This is a genomic window from Lentzea jiangxiensis (genome assembly GCF_900104175.1).
Classification (GTDB): Bacteria; Actinomycetota; Actinomycetes; order Mycobacteriales; family Pseudonocardiaceae; genus Lentzea; species Lentzea jiangxiensis.
Map to the genome: position 1 here is coordinate 1 of NZ_FNIX01000044.1, position 16,951 is coordinate 16,951.

The window sequence follows — 16,951 nt, forward strand, 5'->3', positions numbered from 1 at the left end:
GGAGCAGGTGATCAGTGCGGATCGGCCGGAGTGGGTGCCGGTGTTCACGGGCTTGTCGGTGCGGGTGTTCCGCACGCTCGTGCGGGTCGTGGCTCGTCGGGGTGGTGAGCAGACTGGCTGCGGCCGGCGGTGGGGTGTGCCGCTGGCGGATCGGGTGTTGCTGGTGGCGGTGTGCTACCGGACGGATCTGACGTTGCGGCAGGTCGCGCTGCTGTTCGGGATCTCGAAGTCCGCGGCGGGCCGGGTGGTGGAGCACCTGGCGCCGCTGCTTGCGCTCGCGCCGGTGACCCGCAAGCACGGCCCGGACACCGTGCTGATCGTGGACGGCGCCCTAGGAGCTGTTTGAAGTTCGGATCTAGGTTGGCTGGTGGCGCGCTGGTAGAACACGGATGTGGCGCGTTTTGATGTGACCGATGCGGAGTGGGCGCTGATCGAGCCGCATGTGCCGGTAGCGGCCACGGGTCCGTTGCCGCGGCGGGTGCGGGATTAGTTTAACGGGATCCTGTGGCGGTTTCGCACCGGATCGCATGCCCGCCCCGCCGATGCTGCTGGCGGACCGAGTCACCGGCATCGCCGCAGCACCGGGCAGCATGGGCACCGGCACCATCTGGACCGAGACCGACGTCGTGGACGGCGCCTGGTACCTCGACCCGGCCGGCCGCATGCCGGCGGGCATCATATCCGAGGCCGGTCAGGCCGACCTCCTGCTGATCAGCTGGCTCGGCGTCGACCTGCTGACCAAGGGCGAGCGCATCTACCGCCTCCTCGGCTGCGAGATCACCTACCACGGCTCACTTCCCGAACCCGGCAACACTCTCCGCTACCAGATCACGATCGACGGCCACGGCGAGCACGACGGCATCAGGTTGTTCTTCTTCCACTACGACTGCTACGTGGGAGACGAGCTGAAACTGACTGGTCCGGAATGGTCAGGCGGGCTTCTTCACCGCCGCCGAACTCGCCAACACCGGCGGCGTGATCTGAGCAATCGGCACTCACCACCGACCAGTTCACTCCCGCACCCGCGCCCGGCTGGCACCAGGACGCCGAAGCCGAGTCAGATCCACCTGTTCGACAAGGTCAGCGACCTGCGTGAGGGTTACGTCAAGACCGAGCTGTCCATCCACGAGGACGACTGGTTCTTCGACGGCCACTTCAAGAACGACCGTGCATGCCGGGGACCCTGATGTTCGAGGGCTGCTTGCAGAGCATGGCGTACTACCTGACCGCAAAGGGGTACACGGCGGACAAGGACGGCTGGCGGCTCGAACCGGCGCCGGGCGCGCCGATCCCGATGCGGTGCCATGGCCAGGTCACGCCGGAGAGCAAGAACCTCTCCTACGAGGTGTTCGTCACGGACGAGCGGCACGACCTGCTCACCGCTGACGTTCTGTGCACTGTGGACGGTGTGAAGGCGTTCCTGGCCGAGGGCGTGCGGTTGCGGCTCGTCCCGGACTGGCCGCTCAAGACGCTCCCGCACGTCGAGCCCAAGCAGGTCGCGTCGCACGACAACTTCCAGTTCGGCTACCAGTCGCTGCTGGCGGCCGCGTTGGGCAAGCCGAGCGAGGCGTTCGGGCCGAGCCACGAGGTGTTCGACAGCGACCGGCGCAGCCTCCGCGTGCCCGCTCCGCCGTACCACTTCATGTCGCGCGTCTCCGAGATTGACGGGCCGCAGAACGGCCTGCGGATCGGCACCGCGGCCACCGCCGAGTACGACGCCCCGGCCGACGCCTGGTACTTCGCAGAGCACAACGGCACCACGCCGTTCGGCGTGCTGATGGAGGTCGCGCTGCAACCGTGCGGGTGGCTCGCGAGCTACGCCGACTGCTCGCTGACCAGCGAGACCGACCTGCTGTTCCGCAACGTCGACGGCACCGGAACGCTGCACCGCACGATCACCGCGCGGACGAGGACAATCACCACCCGCACGACGCTCACGCGGCTGTCGAAGTCGGCCGGCATGGTCATCGTCGGCTTCGAACTGCACGCCGACGCCGACGGCGAGCGCGTCTTCGACCTGAAAACGGTGTTCGGATACTTCCCGCAGGAGGCGTTCGAGAACCAGGTCGGCCTGCCGCCGACCGACGACGAACGGGCCGCGCTGGAAGCACCGTGCGAGGTCCACGAGGACATCCCCAAATCGATGCTCACGATGATCGACCGCGTCACCGGCTACTGGCCGGAAGGCGGCGCGCGCCGCCTGGGCCGACTGCGCAGCGAGAAGGACGTTGACCCGGACGAGTGGTTCTTTAAAGCCCACTTCTTCCAGGACCCCGTCCAGCCGGGTTCGCTCGGCGTCGAGGCGATGATCCAGCTGCTGAAATACTTCTGTGTCAGGAAGTGACTGGGCCGCCACTTCGACATCGCCGGCGGACACGAGGTCGAGTGGAAATACCGCGGCCAGGTCACACCACGCAACAGCGTCATCCGGGTCGAGCTGGAGATCACCGAAGTAACCGACAACGGCGCCACGGCTGAGGCCTGGCTCTGGGGCGACGACAAGCGGATCTACCACCTGCGCAACCTGCGCGTCGTCGCCACCGACGCCGCACTGCAGTGACTCGGGGCCGCGCAGGACTGCTCGGCCCGCTGTGCGGTGCCGGTCAGCCGTTCCACTCTCGACTGAGCAACTCCGTGGGCGTCGCAGGGTTCACCTGAATGCTCGCAGTGGAGCGAACCTGTTGCGCACGGCGCTACCGAAATAGCGACCGTTTCGGCGGTGAGGGCGAATCTCTGAACGAGGTGCACCGAATTGCCGCCAACAAGTTCGCAAGCTGGCACGGCGCGCGGCATGGTTGAGGTGGCTCTCCACTGTCAGCCGCGCCTTGTGCGGCGCACCGGCAGAACAACACTGGCAGAACTCGCCTTTCTGTCAGTCCTTCTGCATGGAGTTCAACCCTGCTTCATCGCTATCGTCTGGATACAGGCAAGAAACTTCGAGGACGCGGACATCTGCGTGCTCTTCCAGGCAATCGATGAAGTGAAGGAGCCAGACGTTGACCATCCGTGAAAATCTCCGTCGCACTGCCCCCGTCGGCATTGTTCTTGCAGGAGTCGTCGCCGCGGCGACGACCGTGTTCGCCGGAACCGCTTCCGCCATGCCCACCGACCGCGTGCAGTGCAACGCCTCCGACGTCAACGTGTGGGTGAGCGCGGAGATCATCGGCGGCGGCTCGCACGATTACACGCTGACTCTCGAAGCGAAGCCCGGCGTGAGCTGCTACGTCAGCGGCAGCCCCACGCTCGTGGACTTCCTGACCGCCTCCGGCGAGGTCGCCCCTGTCGCGATCAGCACCGCCACCCCGATTCCCACGCCCCGCGTCGTCATCAACGCGAACCACTTGGCCCAGATCGACATCAACACCCGTGACGAGGCCGGTACTCCGGTGAGTTCGCTGAGGTTTAACATCCCCTCCAGTGGCGAGAACACCACCACCACGATCGCCTGGACGCCTGGCTCGATCGCCAAGCACGCCCACTTCAGCGCCGTCCGGGCTGTGCCGCGCCGCCCGTCGCCCCCGGCTGGTCAGGTGTGACATCTAAGGATGTCGTCCCGGTCAGGTCGTGTGACGGCCTGTCGTAAGCCAGTGAAGACCTCTGGGCGTGGCGTGAAAGGGAGCGTTTCGCGACCACTTCGCTGTCCGGAGCCCTTCGTGTTCCTGTAGCGCGGCAAGACCGGTTTGATCGGAGGACCGGTAGACAGGTAACAGGCTGCCGATGGCGGTCTTGTCGTCATTGTCGAACCTGGGCATAGCAGTTTCGCTCAAGTCAACACGCTTCCGATCCCGTCCGTTTCGAGGCGTGCGCCTCGAACGAGCACGGTTCTTCTGGTAGCAGGCTGCTGAACTGCGAATTCACGCGAAAAATGTCTGAGATTTTCTGCCGCTGGTTCTGCCTGGCCGACACGGTCAGGATGGGTGAACTGTACTTGCAGATCATCCGATATTGATGAGAATAGCGTGCAGGGCAAGATCCAGAACAACGTGATCTCACAGGATGAAAGCTGTTTGCGCGGCAGGTCTGGAAAACCTGGCATCTCTGCATCGTGGCACGTAGAAAGGAACATTGTGGGCAAGGCCAAAGTCAGTGCCGCGTTCGCAGCGCTGGGAGTCAGCGCCGCGCTGCTGGTCACCGGGAGCGAGGCGGCCATCGCGCAGAGCACCGCAGGCGATTGCAAGCCGTACCACCTGGCGGTACCAGGGACGGACAAGTACACCGTCGACGTGTGCCTCTCGCTGGTGCAGATTCCGAGGACCCGCTTCTTCGAGTTCTCTTGGCGCGACATTGACACCACAAAAGGCTCGGCCTATCTGGCCGCACGGATTGCGGGAGAAATATACACTCTGAAGGAGAGCGGAACTTTTCGCGAACCAGTGAGGGATGTTTGGGTCGCTGGTTGTGTCGCCGGGGACTCGTGTACGAGGCCGCAACAAATCACGCCGACTGGATGAATGCTCTGCTGAAGAGGTGTGCGCGTTTCAATGCGCTTTGAATTGTCGGCAGCCAGGCTCGTTCCGGCGGTGGAGAAGCTTATAGGCGTGCTCAGGGCCTCAAGGACGAACCTGTACTACGTGGCGGGGTTCCGGGCCGCCACTGCTACTACCAGTCAGCGGCGGCCGGGACGGCGTCAGTATGGATGCCCTGGTCGACCACGGCGCCCGGTTGTATCAGGTGATCACCTACGACCGCCATGGGCTGACACGCAGCCCGTAGGACCGGACCACGGATGCGCTGCGGGTTGAGAGGCGGGCGCAGACGTGTACCTGCTGCTTGTGCGGCCTTGTCGAGAACCCGCATCGGTGTTTGGTGGAAGCACCAGCGCCGTCATCGGGCTTGAGCTGGCGGCTCGACATCCCTGGAAAGTCCACTTGCTCGTTGACCACGAGCTGCTGTGTTGTTTCCGCCGGAGCCCGAGGACAAGGCTCGCGCGATCAGATTCGCGGACCACGTCCAGCGGCGACGTGATGTCAACCAAACGGCGTCGCCGCGCACTGGCTTACCGCCAGAGAAAGGTGTTATTGCACTAGTAGACTGTCGCCTCTAACGTTGGTGGGAGTTGATGGCGCCTGCAGGTGCTGATCCCTTCCCGTCCTCCTGATCGGGTGCGTTTGTTCGTCGATGAACGGAACCCTCATCCCACCTGGGGGGCGACGAAGGTTCCGTTCATGGAGATCAACCCGGCTCGGACTCAACGCAGCACAACTAGCCGCGACAATCTACTCGCGGTGGTGAGCTCAGGTACGGAGCTGCACCGAGGGACGAGTTGGCCACCGTCGGAATCGACGTGTTTTGATCGAGATTTCCTGGCATCGGCGCCCGCCGACAACTTTCCTAAGTTCGTGCACAGCTGTCGAAAATTCCATGTTTCCGCCGCTTGCTGCCTGGGAGTTCGGTTCCGCGAGCGATGACGGCTCCGAAATGTCGGTATGGCTCGGTCCCGCATGGACGCTGCGGGACCGAGCCAGAACTTGTTCCTAGCAATTGTAGTTGGGCAGTCCGAGTAGCAGCCTAGGCCGCCAGCCGTCTGGAGACCTGCCCGACCCGGCCTTGTTGGCCACGATGCGGAAAGAAATGTACTTGACGCCCGTCCATTGGGTATTATTCCAGTCGGCTTGGGATCGCAATCCGTCTTTACAGATTTCGATCCTGAGCCGATTTTCTTGGACATCATGAATTTCTGTGACTTCCCAATATCCATTGGTTGCGCCATTGCCGTCTGGCCACCAGTGGTGGCAGATCGTCGCATCGATGACTTGATTGAAAACATGTTTGTGGCAGTACTTGCCGGAATCTGCGGCTTGCGCGGCAGAGGGTGCGGCGATCGCCGAGACGGCGGCGAGGAGCGCTGCGCCGAGTAGGCGAATCTTCGGTCGTGCAGATTGCTTTGGCATGGTTTTACCATGGCGCAACTCATGTGGTATCTCCAGGCAGAACCACACGCAGAACAACATGCAGAACCCGTATGAGCGGCTGATGACGGTGGATGCTGCAGCCTGATGCTGAGACGGGTTGGCGCGTCGCAACTTTCTGCGGTTTTTGCTTGGGGTGACAGTTGAACGTTGCCAAGCTCTGCTCGTTGTCCGCCAGTTTTGACTGGCTGAAATGGTGTCGAGCCGGTTGCAGTGTGCTGCCAAGAGGCTTGAACGCCTTGTGCATAAAGATGGCTGTGATCATCGGCGTACCAGGGAGGGTTCTGCGGACCTCCCCGAAGGCGAAGGACGACGCGGTCGCCGACTATCTTGACTCGATGACAGGTGTCTCGTTTGCGAATCTGGTGGCCAGGCCGGGAATTGTCTGAGCCGGTTGAAGCAGCGCTCGACGACGTTGTGCAGCTTCTGGAGATCCAGTCGGAGGTCGGTGAGCTGCGACCGGCCGAACGTCGCTTCTTGCGGTGGGCGATCTGGCCGGTGCGTTCAGAGGTGGTGGCCTTGCTTCGGCGCTGTCGTAACACCGTGCGGGTGCTCGGCTGAATAGGTTTTGTCGGCCACCCGTACGTCCGCCACGGTCCACCTCGATCTCCGGACCTCGTCGAGCAACTGCAGTTGGGTGTGGTCCCAGGGCTGGCCGGACGTGAGGATCACCCGCCAGCAGCAGGCCGGCCGCGTCAACCACCGACGGCGAGGGTTTCGGCCTGGGCGTGTATCGCTGGAGCGTTGAGCAGGCCTTCGCGTTGCTGCGCTGGTTCCGCCGCCGCCGATTCGCTAGAAGATCCGCGGCGGCAGTCACGATTCCTTCAGTCTGGTCTGCGGCATCATCTGCTGGCGGCGTCCCGCTGCTTCCCCTTGAGTCAAGAGCTCTGGGGTGCATTGTCTTCTGCCGAATGCTCCTCCGGGCCGATGCCCTGTGCCGGTTCGCAGTCGGCGACCGCGGATCGTCCACAATTGACGGAAGGGGGTGCTCGGGACTGCGGTCGGGAAGGTGGAAGTCTTAGTCAACCCAGCTGTGGTCCATGACGACTCCTTAAAGAAGGTGAGGGGGATGTTCGGTTCGAATCCAGGTGATCGCGGCTCGGGTGTCAGGCCGCCAGTGATCCCTTGACCGGGCCGGCGAGCGCTGCTTTGGCGTCGGCGATCAGCTGCCGTCGCAGGGCGACGGTGCTGACTCCCGGGTTGTTGATGAAGTCCTCGCACTTGACGAGCCGGCGTCCACGCGACTCGTGGCACTGCGTGAACGGCGGCATGGTCTCGACCTCCGCCGTGTACACGGGCATGAAGGCGGCGGAAGCGTCCAGGTTCTTCCAGGCGACCTGCGCGACCGCGACCTGCGCGACCGCGACCTGCGCGACCGCGACCTGCGCGACCGCGACCAGCGCGACCGCGACCAGCGCGATCTCGCGCAGGGTCACCCCGGCCTCCTCCCAGGCTTCTCGTCGCGCTGTCGCCTCGAAGTCGGCGTCGGTGTCCCCGACGGTTCCGGCCGGGGTCTCGAGCCCGCGGGCGAGGTCGACCATGACGATCTCGCCGGAGTGGCTGAACGGGATCAGGCTGACGCCGAGGACGGTCGTTTGGTCGAGGTGGCGGAGAACGTTGGGGTCGCCACACCACGTCAGCGTTGCTTCGTGGCCCTTGAACACCACGTCGCACACCGGCAGGTCGTGCTTCTTCGCGGAGCGGATCTCCGGAGACTGCGGGGCGGAGGAGCTCATTTCGGCGATGAAACGATTCCCGGTCATCTTTCTTCCGTTCCACTCAGATTCTCGGAGAAGGGATCTGCGCTCTTGCTAAAGGAACTATCCCGGTTAGGTGGCGGCGGCCACATCGGCGTACTGCCGCGAAAATGTGTCCTGTTTCGGAAGTCGTCACCAGGACGGATCTCCGAACTCTTTACGTCACCTGTCGTCCTCCGAACGGGTGACCCGCCCGCTGGTCTGGAGCCACAGCCGCGCGCTTAGCATGGCCGCGACGAGGCAATCCTGAGGGAACCCCGATCAATTCAGCGGCGGGGAGGCGTCCTCGCTTCGAGGGGGAGGTTCGGACATAATGCCCGGCGTGGTAGCGGCTTCAGGGTTGGTGAAAGGTGGCCTGATGCACGGTGGACTGTTCGGCCGTGCCGCTGAGTCGTCGCTGGTTTTGAACATGCTCGATTCAGTAGGTGTTCAAGGTGACACACTGCTCTTTACCGGAGCTGTCGGCGTGGGTAAGACGGCGCTTCTCGAACTGGCCGCGTGCGAGGCGGAAGAACGCGGTTTCCGCGTTCTGCGGGTGATCGGTGCGCAGTTCGAGTCGGAGCTGGTGTTCTCCGGCCTCCACCAGCTGCTCTACCCGATCGTCTCGTACGTCGAGGGGTTGGCCGAACCTCATCGCCGGGTGCTCAGGCACGCACTCGTGATGGACGAGGGCGAACCGTCGGACCGCTTCGCCGTCTCGGTCGCGGTGCTTGCCGCGCTGGCCGCCGCCGCGGACGACAGGCCCTTGCTCGTCCTGGTGGACGACGAGATCTGGATTGATCAGGACAGTGCGGAGGTGCTCGCCTTCTGCGCCAGGAGGATCAGCGGGCACCGGATCGTCGTAGTTTCCGCCGCCCGGCAGGCCGCGTCCGGTCCGCTGACCACAGCGGTGCTCCGGCGGCACCAGCTCAGTCCCATCGCCGACGAGGCGGCCGAGACCCTGCTGCAGCACGTGCACCCGGACCTGGCACCGAGAGTGCGGGCGAAGGTGGTGGCGGCGGCGGACGGAAACCCGCTCCTGCTGCGGGAGTTGCCGGCAGCGCTCACACCGGGACAACGGGAGGGAATCGTCGACCTGCCGAGGTTCCTCTCGTCGGCCATGCGCATGGAGCCAATCTTCGTCGATCGCATCCTCCGGCTTCCGGGGCCTACCCGATGGGCGATGCTGCTCCACGCGTTCGTCGGCGAAGAGAGTGTGGCGGAACTCGTTGCGTCCCAAAGAGGACAGGACTTCGTCAACGCGCTCCGACCCGCTGTCGAAGGCAATCTGATGCATGCGGAGGCGGGCTGGTTCGAGTTCCTGCACCCGCTCGTCAAAGCGGCGGTGGTGCAGCTCGCCTCCAAGGACGAGTGCCGGCGAGCGCACGCGATGCTGGCCCAGGCCGCTCACAGCGAGGAACGCCGGACCTGGCACCGCGCCGAGGCCGCCGAACGTCCGGACGAGGAAGTGGCGGTGGCGCTGGTGCGCATCGGCGACCGTGCGGCGCGGCAGGGAGGGACCGCGGCCGCGGCGGAGGCCTTCCTGCGCGCGGCCGAACTGTCGCCGGCCAACGCTGAACGGTCCAGGCTCTGCGCGAAGGCCGCGAGGTGGTACTGGAGGTGTGGCCAGCTCGATCGTGCGTACGCGCTCATGCGACGTGCGCGCGAGGTCGGCGATGCCGATACCCCCAGCTCGTTCGAGGTCGCTGTCTCCGTCTACTACTCGTGCTGGCGCAGTGGCGCACTCGACACCGCGCACCGGCTCCTGGTGCGTTTCGTCGACGAGGCGGACGGACGGCCTGAGCAGCGCGAGTACGCGCTGGACCTGCTCATCGGACTCGGACAGTGCGGTGGCCGCGCGGATCTCTGGCGCGAGTTCGATTCACTGCTGCGGCGTCAAGAGATCGAACTGCCGCGGATGTTGCGAATGGCGTACGAAGCGCTGAGCAACCCGGCACGCGCGGCGGAGGAGGTGCGCGAGCGCCTCGCCGAGGACTACGCGGAGGCCAGCTCGGACGCAGGTCTCCAGCTCGCGCTCGAATGCGGCCGGATCGCCGTGGCCATTGACGCGTTGTCCGACTATCGCGACCAGCTCGAGCGACTCGCCGACCGCCACAGCTCGGACGACGCGCAGGTGCGCGTGATGACCGCCTGTTCCCTGTTGAGCTTCGACTACCTCGGCTGTGGACAGTGGGCGGAAGCGGAGACAGTGGGCCTGCGCGGGCTGGAACTCGCCGAGGCCAACGCGTTCGTCATGCTCGCCTGCCAGTTCCGCGCTCAGCTCGCGGTGCTCGCCGCTCTGCGCGGCGGTGTGGACGAGGCTCTCGCTCTGAGCGACGAGGTGCTCGCTTGGGCAGAGCCGAGAGGCCTCGGCATTCCGTGCGGTCTCGCCCTCTGGGCGCGCACACTCGTCGCTCTCGCGAAAGGTGATGACGAGCAGGCTTACGTCGAAGCCACGAGGATCTGCGCACCCGGTGTGGTGCCGACCGCGTCGTTGCCGGCGCTGTGGTCGTCGTTCGATCTGGTCGAGGCGGCCGTCCGGATGGGACGCGTCGAGGAGGCCCGTGCACACGCCGCGGCGGTGAAGGACGCGGGCATCGACACGATCTCGCCGCGAACGCGTCTGCTGGTGACCGGTTCCGCCGCGCTCACCGCGAACGAGCGGGAGGCTCTCAAGCTCTTCGAGGAGGCATTGGCGGTGGAAGGCGCACACCGCTGGCCGTTCGCGCGGGCGCGCGTCCACCTCGCCTACGGCGTCCGGCTTCGTCGTGGCAAGCACGCCGCGAACGCCCGGCTGCACCTGCGCACGGCCGAGGAGCTCTTCGTCCGGCTGGGCGCGGAACCGTGGGCGGCGATGGCGCAGGCCGAGCTGCGTCTCGCGGGCGAAACGCAGGCGATGTCCGGCCACGCGAAGCTCAGCCACACGACGCTGACGCCTCAGGAGGAAAGAATTGCCCGCCTGGCCGCGAGCGGGCTCACCAACAAGCAGATCGCGGCTCGGCTGGGTCTGTCCGCGAGGACGGTGGGCGCGCATCTCTACAAGATCTTCCCGAAGCTCGGCGTGGCGACTCGTGCCGGATTGAGCAACGCGCTCAGCGCGTTGTCGGACGGTGCGCCCAGGTAGTGCGATCTGGACGAGGTCTTGACGTCCTCCACGATGTCCAGCAGGCGCTCTGGCCCGTCGACCTTGTCCAGGAACCGGCAGGCGCCGGCGTCCAGTGCGGGGCCGCGCAACCCGGGGTCGAAGCTCAGGACCACCACGGGGACGCCGTCGCGCGCCAGCTCGGTGATCAGTCTGAGCATGTCGTGGTCGTCTCCCTCGTCGAGGACCGCGACCACGAAGCTGATCCGCCCGTCGGGCAGCGGAGTGCGGGTGGGGCCCGGAGCACGGACCTCGGCGGCGACATCGATGTCGGCGTCGGCGAGCAGCAACTGCCGCAGTGCCGTCAGCACGCGGTGGTCGCGCGCGACGAGCACTACGCGGAACATCCTGCCGTCGACCTCGGTCACGAGTCTCCCTTCAGCATGTGGTGGGACGTTCGTAATCCATGGAACACCGTCCGGCTCCGGTTCGGCACGGCGCGATGACGTGTTTCGGCCTGCGTCAAATGACTGAGTGCGGGGCGACGCGGGACTGCCAGGCCCGCGGTGACCAGCGGTGCCTGTTCACTAATCTGGGGGAACTTGCGGAAAGACAGTCATTTGACCTACTCGCTCGCAACGTGGCTCGAAGAACCTGTTCCCCAGCGGTGGTGGGCAAGGCGGAACGGAGAACGATGGCGAGCGGGCCTGGTGACAACGATGAGGCGGCCGGTCGGCTCGCCCTGAGCGGCCTGTTCGGCTTCGTGCTCCTGGTGCCACCGCTAATCACGTTGTTCAGCCGGGGGGGACCCGTCCTGGGGGTGTCACGGTTGTGGCTCTACCTCCTGGTGTCGTGGAGCGTGGTGATCCTCCTGGTCGCGCTCTTCTCACGAAGGGCGGAGTAGCCCGATGCTTCCCCTCTGGGTCGTCGTCACCGTGGCCGTCCTGTACTTAGGGGCACTCTTTGTCGTGGCGTACTACGCCGACCTCCGCGCACAGAGCCGAGGGCCGCGGATCAGCCACAGTATCGTGTATTCCCTTTCCCTGACCGTGTTCGCCACGTCATGGACCTATTACGGCAGCGTGGGCCGGGCGGCCACGTCTGGAATGAGCTTTCTCCCGATCTACCTGGGTCCGACGCTCATGTTCGCTTTCGGCTGGATCGTGCTGCGCAGGATCATCCGAATCAGCAAACGCGACCGGATCACCTCGCTCGCCGACTTCGTGTCGGCGAGGTACGGCAAGAGCTCATTGCTCGGCGGTCTCGTCACCGTGGTCGCCGTCGTCGCGGTCATCCCGTACATCGCACTGCAGCTCAAAGCGGTGTCGGCGACGTTCGAGCTGATCACCGGCGAGTCTGGCTCGGCATCGGTGGCGGGCGGTGCCCACTCGAGCTTCCTGACCGACACGGGGTTCTACATCGCGGTGATCCTGGCCGGATTCACCGTGCTGTTCGGCACGCGGCAGCTCGACGCGACCGAGCGGCACGCGGGGATGATGGCCGCGATCGCGGTGGAGTCCGTGGTCAAGCTCGTCGCCTTCGTCGCGCTCGGCATCTACGTGACCTTCGTGCTGTTCGACGGCTTCGGCGACTTGTTCACCAAAGCCGCGGAGAGGAACCTGACCCAGCTGTCGGAGCTGGGCATGACCGGCCCGACCTGGAGCTGGACGATCGTGCTGGCGGGGGTGGCGGTGCTGCTGCTGCCGAGGCAATGGCAGGTCGCGGTGGTGGAGAACCTCGACGAGCGCCACCTCAAGCGCGCCACGTGGATGTTCCCCCTGTACCTGCTGCTGATCAACATCTTCGTGCTGCCGATCGCCGCGGCCGGTCTGCTGACCTTCGGGGACGGCGTCGACGCCGACACCTACGTGCTGAATCTGCCGATGGCGCACGGCCAGGAGACGTTGACGGTCCTGGTGTTCATCGGTGGTCTCGCGGCGGCGACCGGAATGGTGATCGTCGAGACGATCGCGTTGAGCACGATGGTGTCGAACTCGGTCCTGCTGCCCTTGTTGTTGCGGCTAAGGCCTTCGCTGGCGCGCCGGGGCGAGCTGGCGCTGCCGATCCTGCTGATGCGCAGGGCTACCATTGCCGCCGTCATGCTGCTCGGCTACATGTACTGTCGGGCGGCCGGCAGCGGTGCCGCGCTGGCCTCGATCGGTCTGGTGAGCTTCGCCGGTGTGGCGCAGCTGGCACCCGCCGTGCTCGGAGCGCTGTTTTGGCGCGGAGGCAGCCGGCGCGGTGTGTTCGCGGGGCTGCTGGGCGGGTTCGTGGTGTGGGCGTACACGTTGCTGATACCGACTTTCACCGACGCGGGCATCGTCGACTTGGCGTTCCTGCGCGACGGGCCGTTCGGGATCGAGGCGTTGCGGCCGTACGCGCTCTTCGGCATGACAGGGATGGAACCCGTCGTGCACTCGCTGTTCTGGAGCATGCTGGTCAACCTGGGCGCCTTCCTCACGGTCTCGCTTCTCGGGCGGACCAGTGCCGCGGAGTGCGCCGAGGCGGTGGTCTTCGTCGACGGAGTGGACTCGCGGCGCACGCTCACCAGGCGGTCGCCGGTGACGGTGCGGAGCCTGCGGGATCTGCTGGAACGTTTCGTCGGACGGACCACCGCCAGAAAGGCGCTCGACGACTTCGCCGACCAGAGGGCCATGCCGCTGGCGCTCGGCGCCGACGCGCCCAACGGGCTCGTCGAGCACGTGGAGTCCGTGCTGGCGGGTTCGGTGGGAACGGCGTCCGCCCGGATCCTGGTCTCCTCCGTCGTCAGCGAGGAGAAGCTGACCGCCGAGGAGATCATTGACCTGCTCGACGAGGCCTCGCAGTTCGCCACGCTCGAAGAACGCCACCGGCTGGCCCGGGAACTGCACGACTCCGTCTCGCAGGCGTTGTTCTCGATGACGCTGCACACCAGAGCTGTCGAGCTCGCGGTCGTGAAGGAGGGCAACGACCCCGAAGGCGCTGTCGTGCAGGGCTTGGCGGAGCTGCGGAGCCTCACCCAGGGCGCCTTGGCGGAGATGCGCGCGGCGTTGTTCCAGCTGCGGCCAGACGCGCTGCACGAGGATGGGCTCGTTCAGGCGATTCGGCAGAAGGCGAAGGCGATCGCGGCACGGGAAGGCATCGACGTGCACGTGGACACCTCGCACGACCGCCTGGAGCTGGACGAACGGTCCGAAGCGGAGCTCTTCCGAGTCGTGCAGGAGGCCGCGTACAACAGCGTCAAGCACGCCGATCCCACGCGGATCGACATCAGGATTCACCGGAAGGACGGCCACCTCGTCGTAGAGGTCACCGATGACGGCAAGGGATTCGACACGACGGGCACGTTCCCAGGCCATCTCGGCCTCGGCTGCATGCGGGAACGCATCACGAAGATCGGAGGAGAGCTAACGATCACCAGTCCTCCCGAGGGCAGTACGACGGTGCGCGCCGTGGTGCCCAACGTGTTCGTCTGAAATGGACAGGAGCAGGACTGTGGAAGACGAGAAGGACAGCCGCATCAAGGTCTTCTTGGTGGACGACCACTCGGTGGTGCGCAAGGGGATGCGGGTGTTCCTCGACCAGATCGAGGACGTTCTCGTGGTGGGGGAGGCGGTCGACGGGCAGGAGGCCGTGGACGCGCTCGCGATCGCCGCGCTCGAGGACAGGCTGCCCGACGTCGTGCTGATGGACCTGATGATGCCGAGGCTCGACGGGATCGGCGCCACGCGCGTGATCAAGCAGAAGCACCCGGAAGTGCAGGTCGTCGCCCTGACGAGCTTCAGCGAGACCGAGCGGGTGCACCTCGTGCTCGAGGCGGGGGCGTCTGGCTACCTCCTCAAGGACGCCGAGGCGGACGAGGTCGTCGCGGCCGTGCGGGCTGCCTGGCGCGGTCAGGTGCACCTGCACGCGGAGGTCGCCAAGCGGCTCACGAGGTCGTACGTGAAGCAGCAGGACCATAAGTCATCCCTCACCACCAGGGAACGGGAGATCCTGGTCCTCATCGCCGGGGGCCGGTCGAACCAGGAGATCGCCGACGAGCTGTCGATCAGCGAACGCACCGCTCGCACCCATGTGAGCAACGTGCTGGCGAAGCTGCACCTGACGTCGAGGACGCAGGCGGCGTTGTGGGCCGTCAAGGAAGGGCTTGTCATCGCCCAGTGAGCTCGTGGCAGTGAGCTCGTAGTCGGCCGGGCGCCGCGGCCGGTCTGGCGGGAGCCTCACCGCGGCACGTCGTCAGCGGGGAACGATCAGCGCGGCAGGTAGTCACTGCGGAGCCGGCGGATCCCGCTCCGGCGGGCCTGCACCGGCGTCGCGAGTGGTGGGTTCCTGCGCCACGTCATGATGGTCGTGGTGTCGTTGATCCGGCCGATGAGTGTGAGCGTCATGGCGGCGGAGCGGACGGGGGAGGCCGTGCCGGTCAGCGCAGCTCCCGCACCCGTCGGCTCCGCTCCGACGGTGACGTGGTGAACGAGCCGGTCGCCGTCGATGGTGACGCGGCCCGCGCAGGCCACCAGCGCGCAACCGTAAAGGCCCTCGGGCGCTTGGACGACAACTGACATGTGGCCGCTCGAGGCATAGGTCAGCAGCCCTTCCACCAACGGATGTTCCAGCACAGCGGTACCGCGCGGACCGACGGCCGTGATGCTGGTCAGGGACCACGCCCCGGCCAGCTCCGCGAGCCTCAGCTCGTCACCGTTCATGGGCATCCCGCTCCTCCGCGTTGCATGTGGTCGCTGCGCCCGTCCATCAACTCGCAGCCCGGTCGGTCGCACCACGCAGATCCACCGGCAAGAACCACGGAACAGGTGTGTCTGCCAGTTCTTCTGCATGGCACCTCAGAGGTGGGTGCGGTGTTCTGGGCTCAGCCAGGCGGTAGCCAGGTGTCGTCTGCCGAGAACGGCACAAGAGTGAGGAAGCCTTGTGAACACCCAGACGCAGACCCCGGCGTCGTTCCGGTTGCCTGACATCGTTCTTCCGTTCTCTCCGTCCGATCGCACGGCTTCGGCAGGGCGGCTGGTCGACAGTGTGATCGGCTGGAGTCACGACCGGGGTCTGGTCGGCCGGCGTGGACGGGACCGGATGCGGGACTCGGGTGTGCTGGACGTCGGTCTCGCGCTGACCGGAGGCGCGCCGCCCGACCGCGCACTGGTGTTGCTGCAGTGGTTCGTCTGGACGTTGCTGCTCGATGACCGGGTGGATGACGGGCAGTGGGCGGGCGACGGTGTGCTCACCGAGTTCGCGAAGGCCGCCGCCGGGGTGCTGAACGGGGACCGGCAGTCCCACCAGGACCCGATGCTCCGCGTGCTAGCAGAGGACCTGTGGCCACGCACCCGCGATCTCGTCGGCCCGGACCGCCAGGCCGCCTTCGCCGAGCACATCGCCCGGTATCTGGCCGCGCAGTGCGAGGTCGTCGACCGGCGGGCCGACAGCGTGCCGGTCGCGCTCGACAACTATATCCCGTTGCGCGTGGAGCTGTTCGGCGCGGACATCCTGTTCGACCTGATCGAGGTCATCCACTTGCTGGACGTCGATGACGCCGGCGTGGTGCGGCGTTGCGCGGGAAACGTGCTGGGGTGGGTGAACGACATCTACTCGCTGGAGAAGGATCTGCTGCTGGGCGAGGAGGCCAACCTGGTGCGGGTCCTGCACGACGAGCGCGGGTGTTCGTGGCAGGAGGCGGTGGACACCGCGGCGGCGATGATCTACGACCAGGTCGAGGAGTTCCGCCGGCACGGAGAGCCGGTGGCGCTGGCATCGCGGTTGGCGACCGCGATGGTGGATGTTCTCGTCTGGCACCAGAAGTCCAGTCGTTACCACTGGCGGGACCGCGACCGCGGTGCGGTCGACACCAGCCTCACCCCGCTGAGCCTGATCTGGGCCGAGTTCGAGCGGGATCCTTACCCGGTCTACGAACGGCTGCGCGAGGACTTCCCGGTAATGCGGGACGAGCCGTTGGACGCGTGGGTGCTCAGCCGGTACAGGGACGTGCGGACAGCCTTGTGCGACAGCCGTTTCTCCTCCGCGAACTACAACTGGCAGAGCGGCCCGGTGGTGGGCCGGATCCTGCTGGAGATGAGCGACTCCGAGCACACCGCACACCGTGCGCTCATGTCACCGGCGTTCCGCGGCCGCGCGATGAACTCATTGAGCGAGAAGGCTTTCGACCTGGCGAAGTCCCTCGCCGTTCGCACCTCCGGGCGGATCCGGCGCACCGGCGATGCCGACCTGGTCTCCGTCTTCTG

11 protein-coding genes and 2 pseudogenes are annotated in these 16,951 nt (G+C 65.9%); 9 read left to right on the plus strand and 4 right to left on the minus strand.

What is annotated here, in order from left to right; genetic code table 11:
- Positions 1–7: 7 nt before the first annotated feature.
- From BLQ91_RS39575 to BLQ91_RS40895, 4 genes and pseudogenes are all read left to right on the plus strand, one after another.
- Positions 8–334, plus strand: a pseudogene (locus BLQ91_RS39575) (helix-turn-helix domain-containing protein); the annotation flags it as partial.
- A gap of 328 nt (positions 335–662) precedes the next feature.
- A pseudogene (locus BLQ91_RS43250) lies at positions 663–2,560 on the plus strand (hypothetical protein).
- Positions 2,561–3,098: 538 nt separating this feature from the next.
- Positions 3,099–3,536 (plus strand): DUF4232 domain-containing protein, encoded by a 438-nt coding sequence (locus BLQ91_RS39595; protein WP_143023106.1) that lies wholly within the window; start codon positions 3,099–3,101, stop codon positions 3,534–3,536.
- Positions 3,537–3,959: 423 nt separating this feature from the next.
- Complete coding sequence (locus BLQ91_RS40895; protein ID WP_143023107.1) at positions 3,960–4,451, plus strand: hypothetical protein; 492 nt, start codon at positions 3,960–3,962, stop codon at positions 4,449–4,451.
- A gap of 1,023 nt (positions 4,452–5,474) precedes the next feature.
- Here BLQ91_RS40895 and BLQ91_RS40900 read toward each other — a convergent pair.
- The gene (locus BLQ91_RS40900) at positions 5,475–5,951 is read right to left on the minus strand and encodes a hypothetical protein (RefSeq protein WP_143023108.1); all 477 of its coding nucleotides are present in this window, start codon (positions 5,949–5,951) and stop codon (positions 5,475–5,477) included.
- 1,064 nt (positions 5,952–7,015) lie between these two features.
- A complete protein-coding gene (locus BLQ91_RS39600) occupies positions 7,016–7,645 on the minus strand; it encodes an NUDIX hydrolase (protein WP_176960214.1) in 630 nt (209 codons plus the stop codon).
- Between the two features lie 379 nt (positions 7,646–8,024).
- Between BLQ91_RS39600 and BLQ91_RS39605 the strand changes: the two genes are divergently transcribed.
- Positions 8,025–10,769, plus strand: a complete 2,745-nt coding sequence (locus BLQ91_RS39605; protein WP_176960215.1) for a LuxR C-terminal-related transcriptional regulator — start codon at positions 8,025–8,027, stop codon at positions 10,767–10,769.
- On the opposite strand, the gene BLQ91_RS39610 is transcribed toward BLQ91_RS39605, so the two are convergent.
- A complete protein-coding gene (locus BLQ91_RS39610) occupies positions 10,682–11,155 on the minus strand; it encodes an ANTAR domain-containing protein (RefSeq protein ID WP_090105705.1) in 474 nt (157 codons plus the stop codon). The genes BLQ91_RS39605 and BLQ91_RS39610 overlap by 88 nt on opposite strands.
- Positions 11,156–11,421: 266 nt before the next feature.
- Between BLQ91_RS39610 and BLQ91_RS39615 the strand changes: the two genes are divergently transcribed.
- The 3 genes from BLQ91_RS39615 to BLQ91_RS39625 are packed head-to-tail and all read left to right on the plus strand — an operon-like array spanning position 11,422 to position 14,870.
- Entirely contained in the window at positions 11,422–11,631 is a 210-nt protein-coding gene (locus tag BLQ91_RS39615) for a hypothetical protein (protein ID WP_143023109.1), read from the plus strand.
- 4 nt (positions 11,632–11,635) lie between these two features.
- Positions 11,636–14,182, plus strand: a complete 2,547-nt coding sequence (locus tag BLQ91_RS39620) for a histidine kinase (protein WP_090105709.1) — start codon at positions 11,636–11,638, stop codon at positions 14,180–14,182.
- A 19-nt stretch (positions 14,183–14,201) separates the two neighbouring features.
- Positions 14,202–14,870: a response regulator gene (locus BLQ91_RS39625; protein ID WP_245734324.1), complete on the plus strand. Its 669-nt coding sequence runs from the start codon at positions 14,202–14,204 to the stop codon at positions 14,868–14,870.
- Positions 14,871–14,956: 86 nt separating this feature from the next.
- On the opposite strand, the gene BLQ91_RS39630 is transcribed toward BLQ91_RS39625, so the two are convergent.
- A complete protein-coding gene (locus BLQ91_RS39630) occupies positions 14,957–15,409 on the minus strand; it encodes a lipocalin-like domain-containing protein (protein ID WP_090105713.1) in 453 nt (150 codons plus the stop codon).
- A 379-nt stretch (positions 15,410–15,788) separates the two neighbouring features.
- Here BLQ91_RS39630 and BLQ91_RS39635 point away from each other — a divergent pair.
- The coding region (locus tag BLQ91_RS39635; protein WP_425412582.1) for a terpene synthase family protein at positions 15,789–16,951 on the plus strand (1,163 nt) is incomplete at its 3' end.

Excerpts from the sequence above, each read along its gene's own strand:
- BLQ91_RS39630 (WP_090105713.1), bottom strand. The coding sequence starts at position 15,409 with ATGAACGGTGACGAGCTGAGGCTCGCGGAGCTGGCCGGGGCGTGGTCC.
- BLQ91_RS39605 (WP_176960215.1), top strand. The coding sequence starts at position 8,025 with ATGCACGGTGGACTGTTCGGCCGTGCCGCTGAGTCGTCGCTGGTTTTG.
- BLQ91_RS40900 (WP_143023108.1), bottom strand. The coding sequence starts at position 5,951 with ATGTTGTTCTGCGTGTGGTTCTGCCTGGAGATACCACATGAGTTGCGC.
- BLQ91_RS39615 (WP_143023109.1), top strand. The coding sequence starts at position 11,422 with ATGGCGAGCGGGCCTGGTGACAACGATGAGGCGGCCGGTCGGCTCGCC.
- BLQ91_RS39600 (WP_176960214.1), bottom strand. The coding sequence starts at position 7,645 with ATGAGCTCCTCCGCCCCGCAGTCTCCGGAGATCCGCTCCGCGAAGAAG.
- BLQ91_RS39620 (WP_090105709.1), top strand. The coding sequence starts at position 11,636 with ATGCTTCCCCTCTGGGTCGTCGTCACCGTGGCCGTCCTGTACTTAGGG.
- BLQ91_RS39595 (WP_143023106.1), top strand. The coding sequence starts at position 3,099 with ATGCCCACCGACCGCGTGCAGTGCAACGCCTCCGACGTCAACGTGTGG.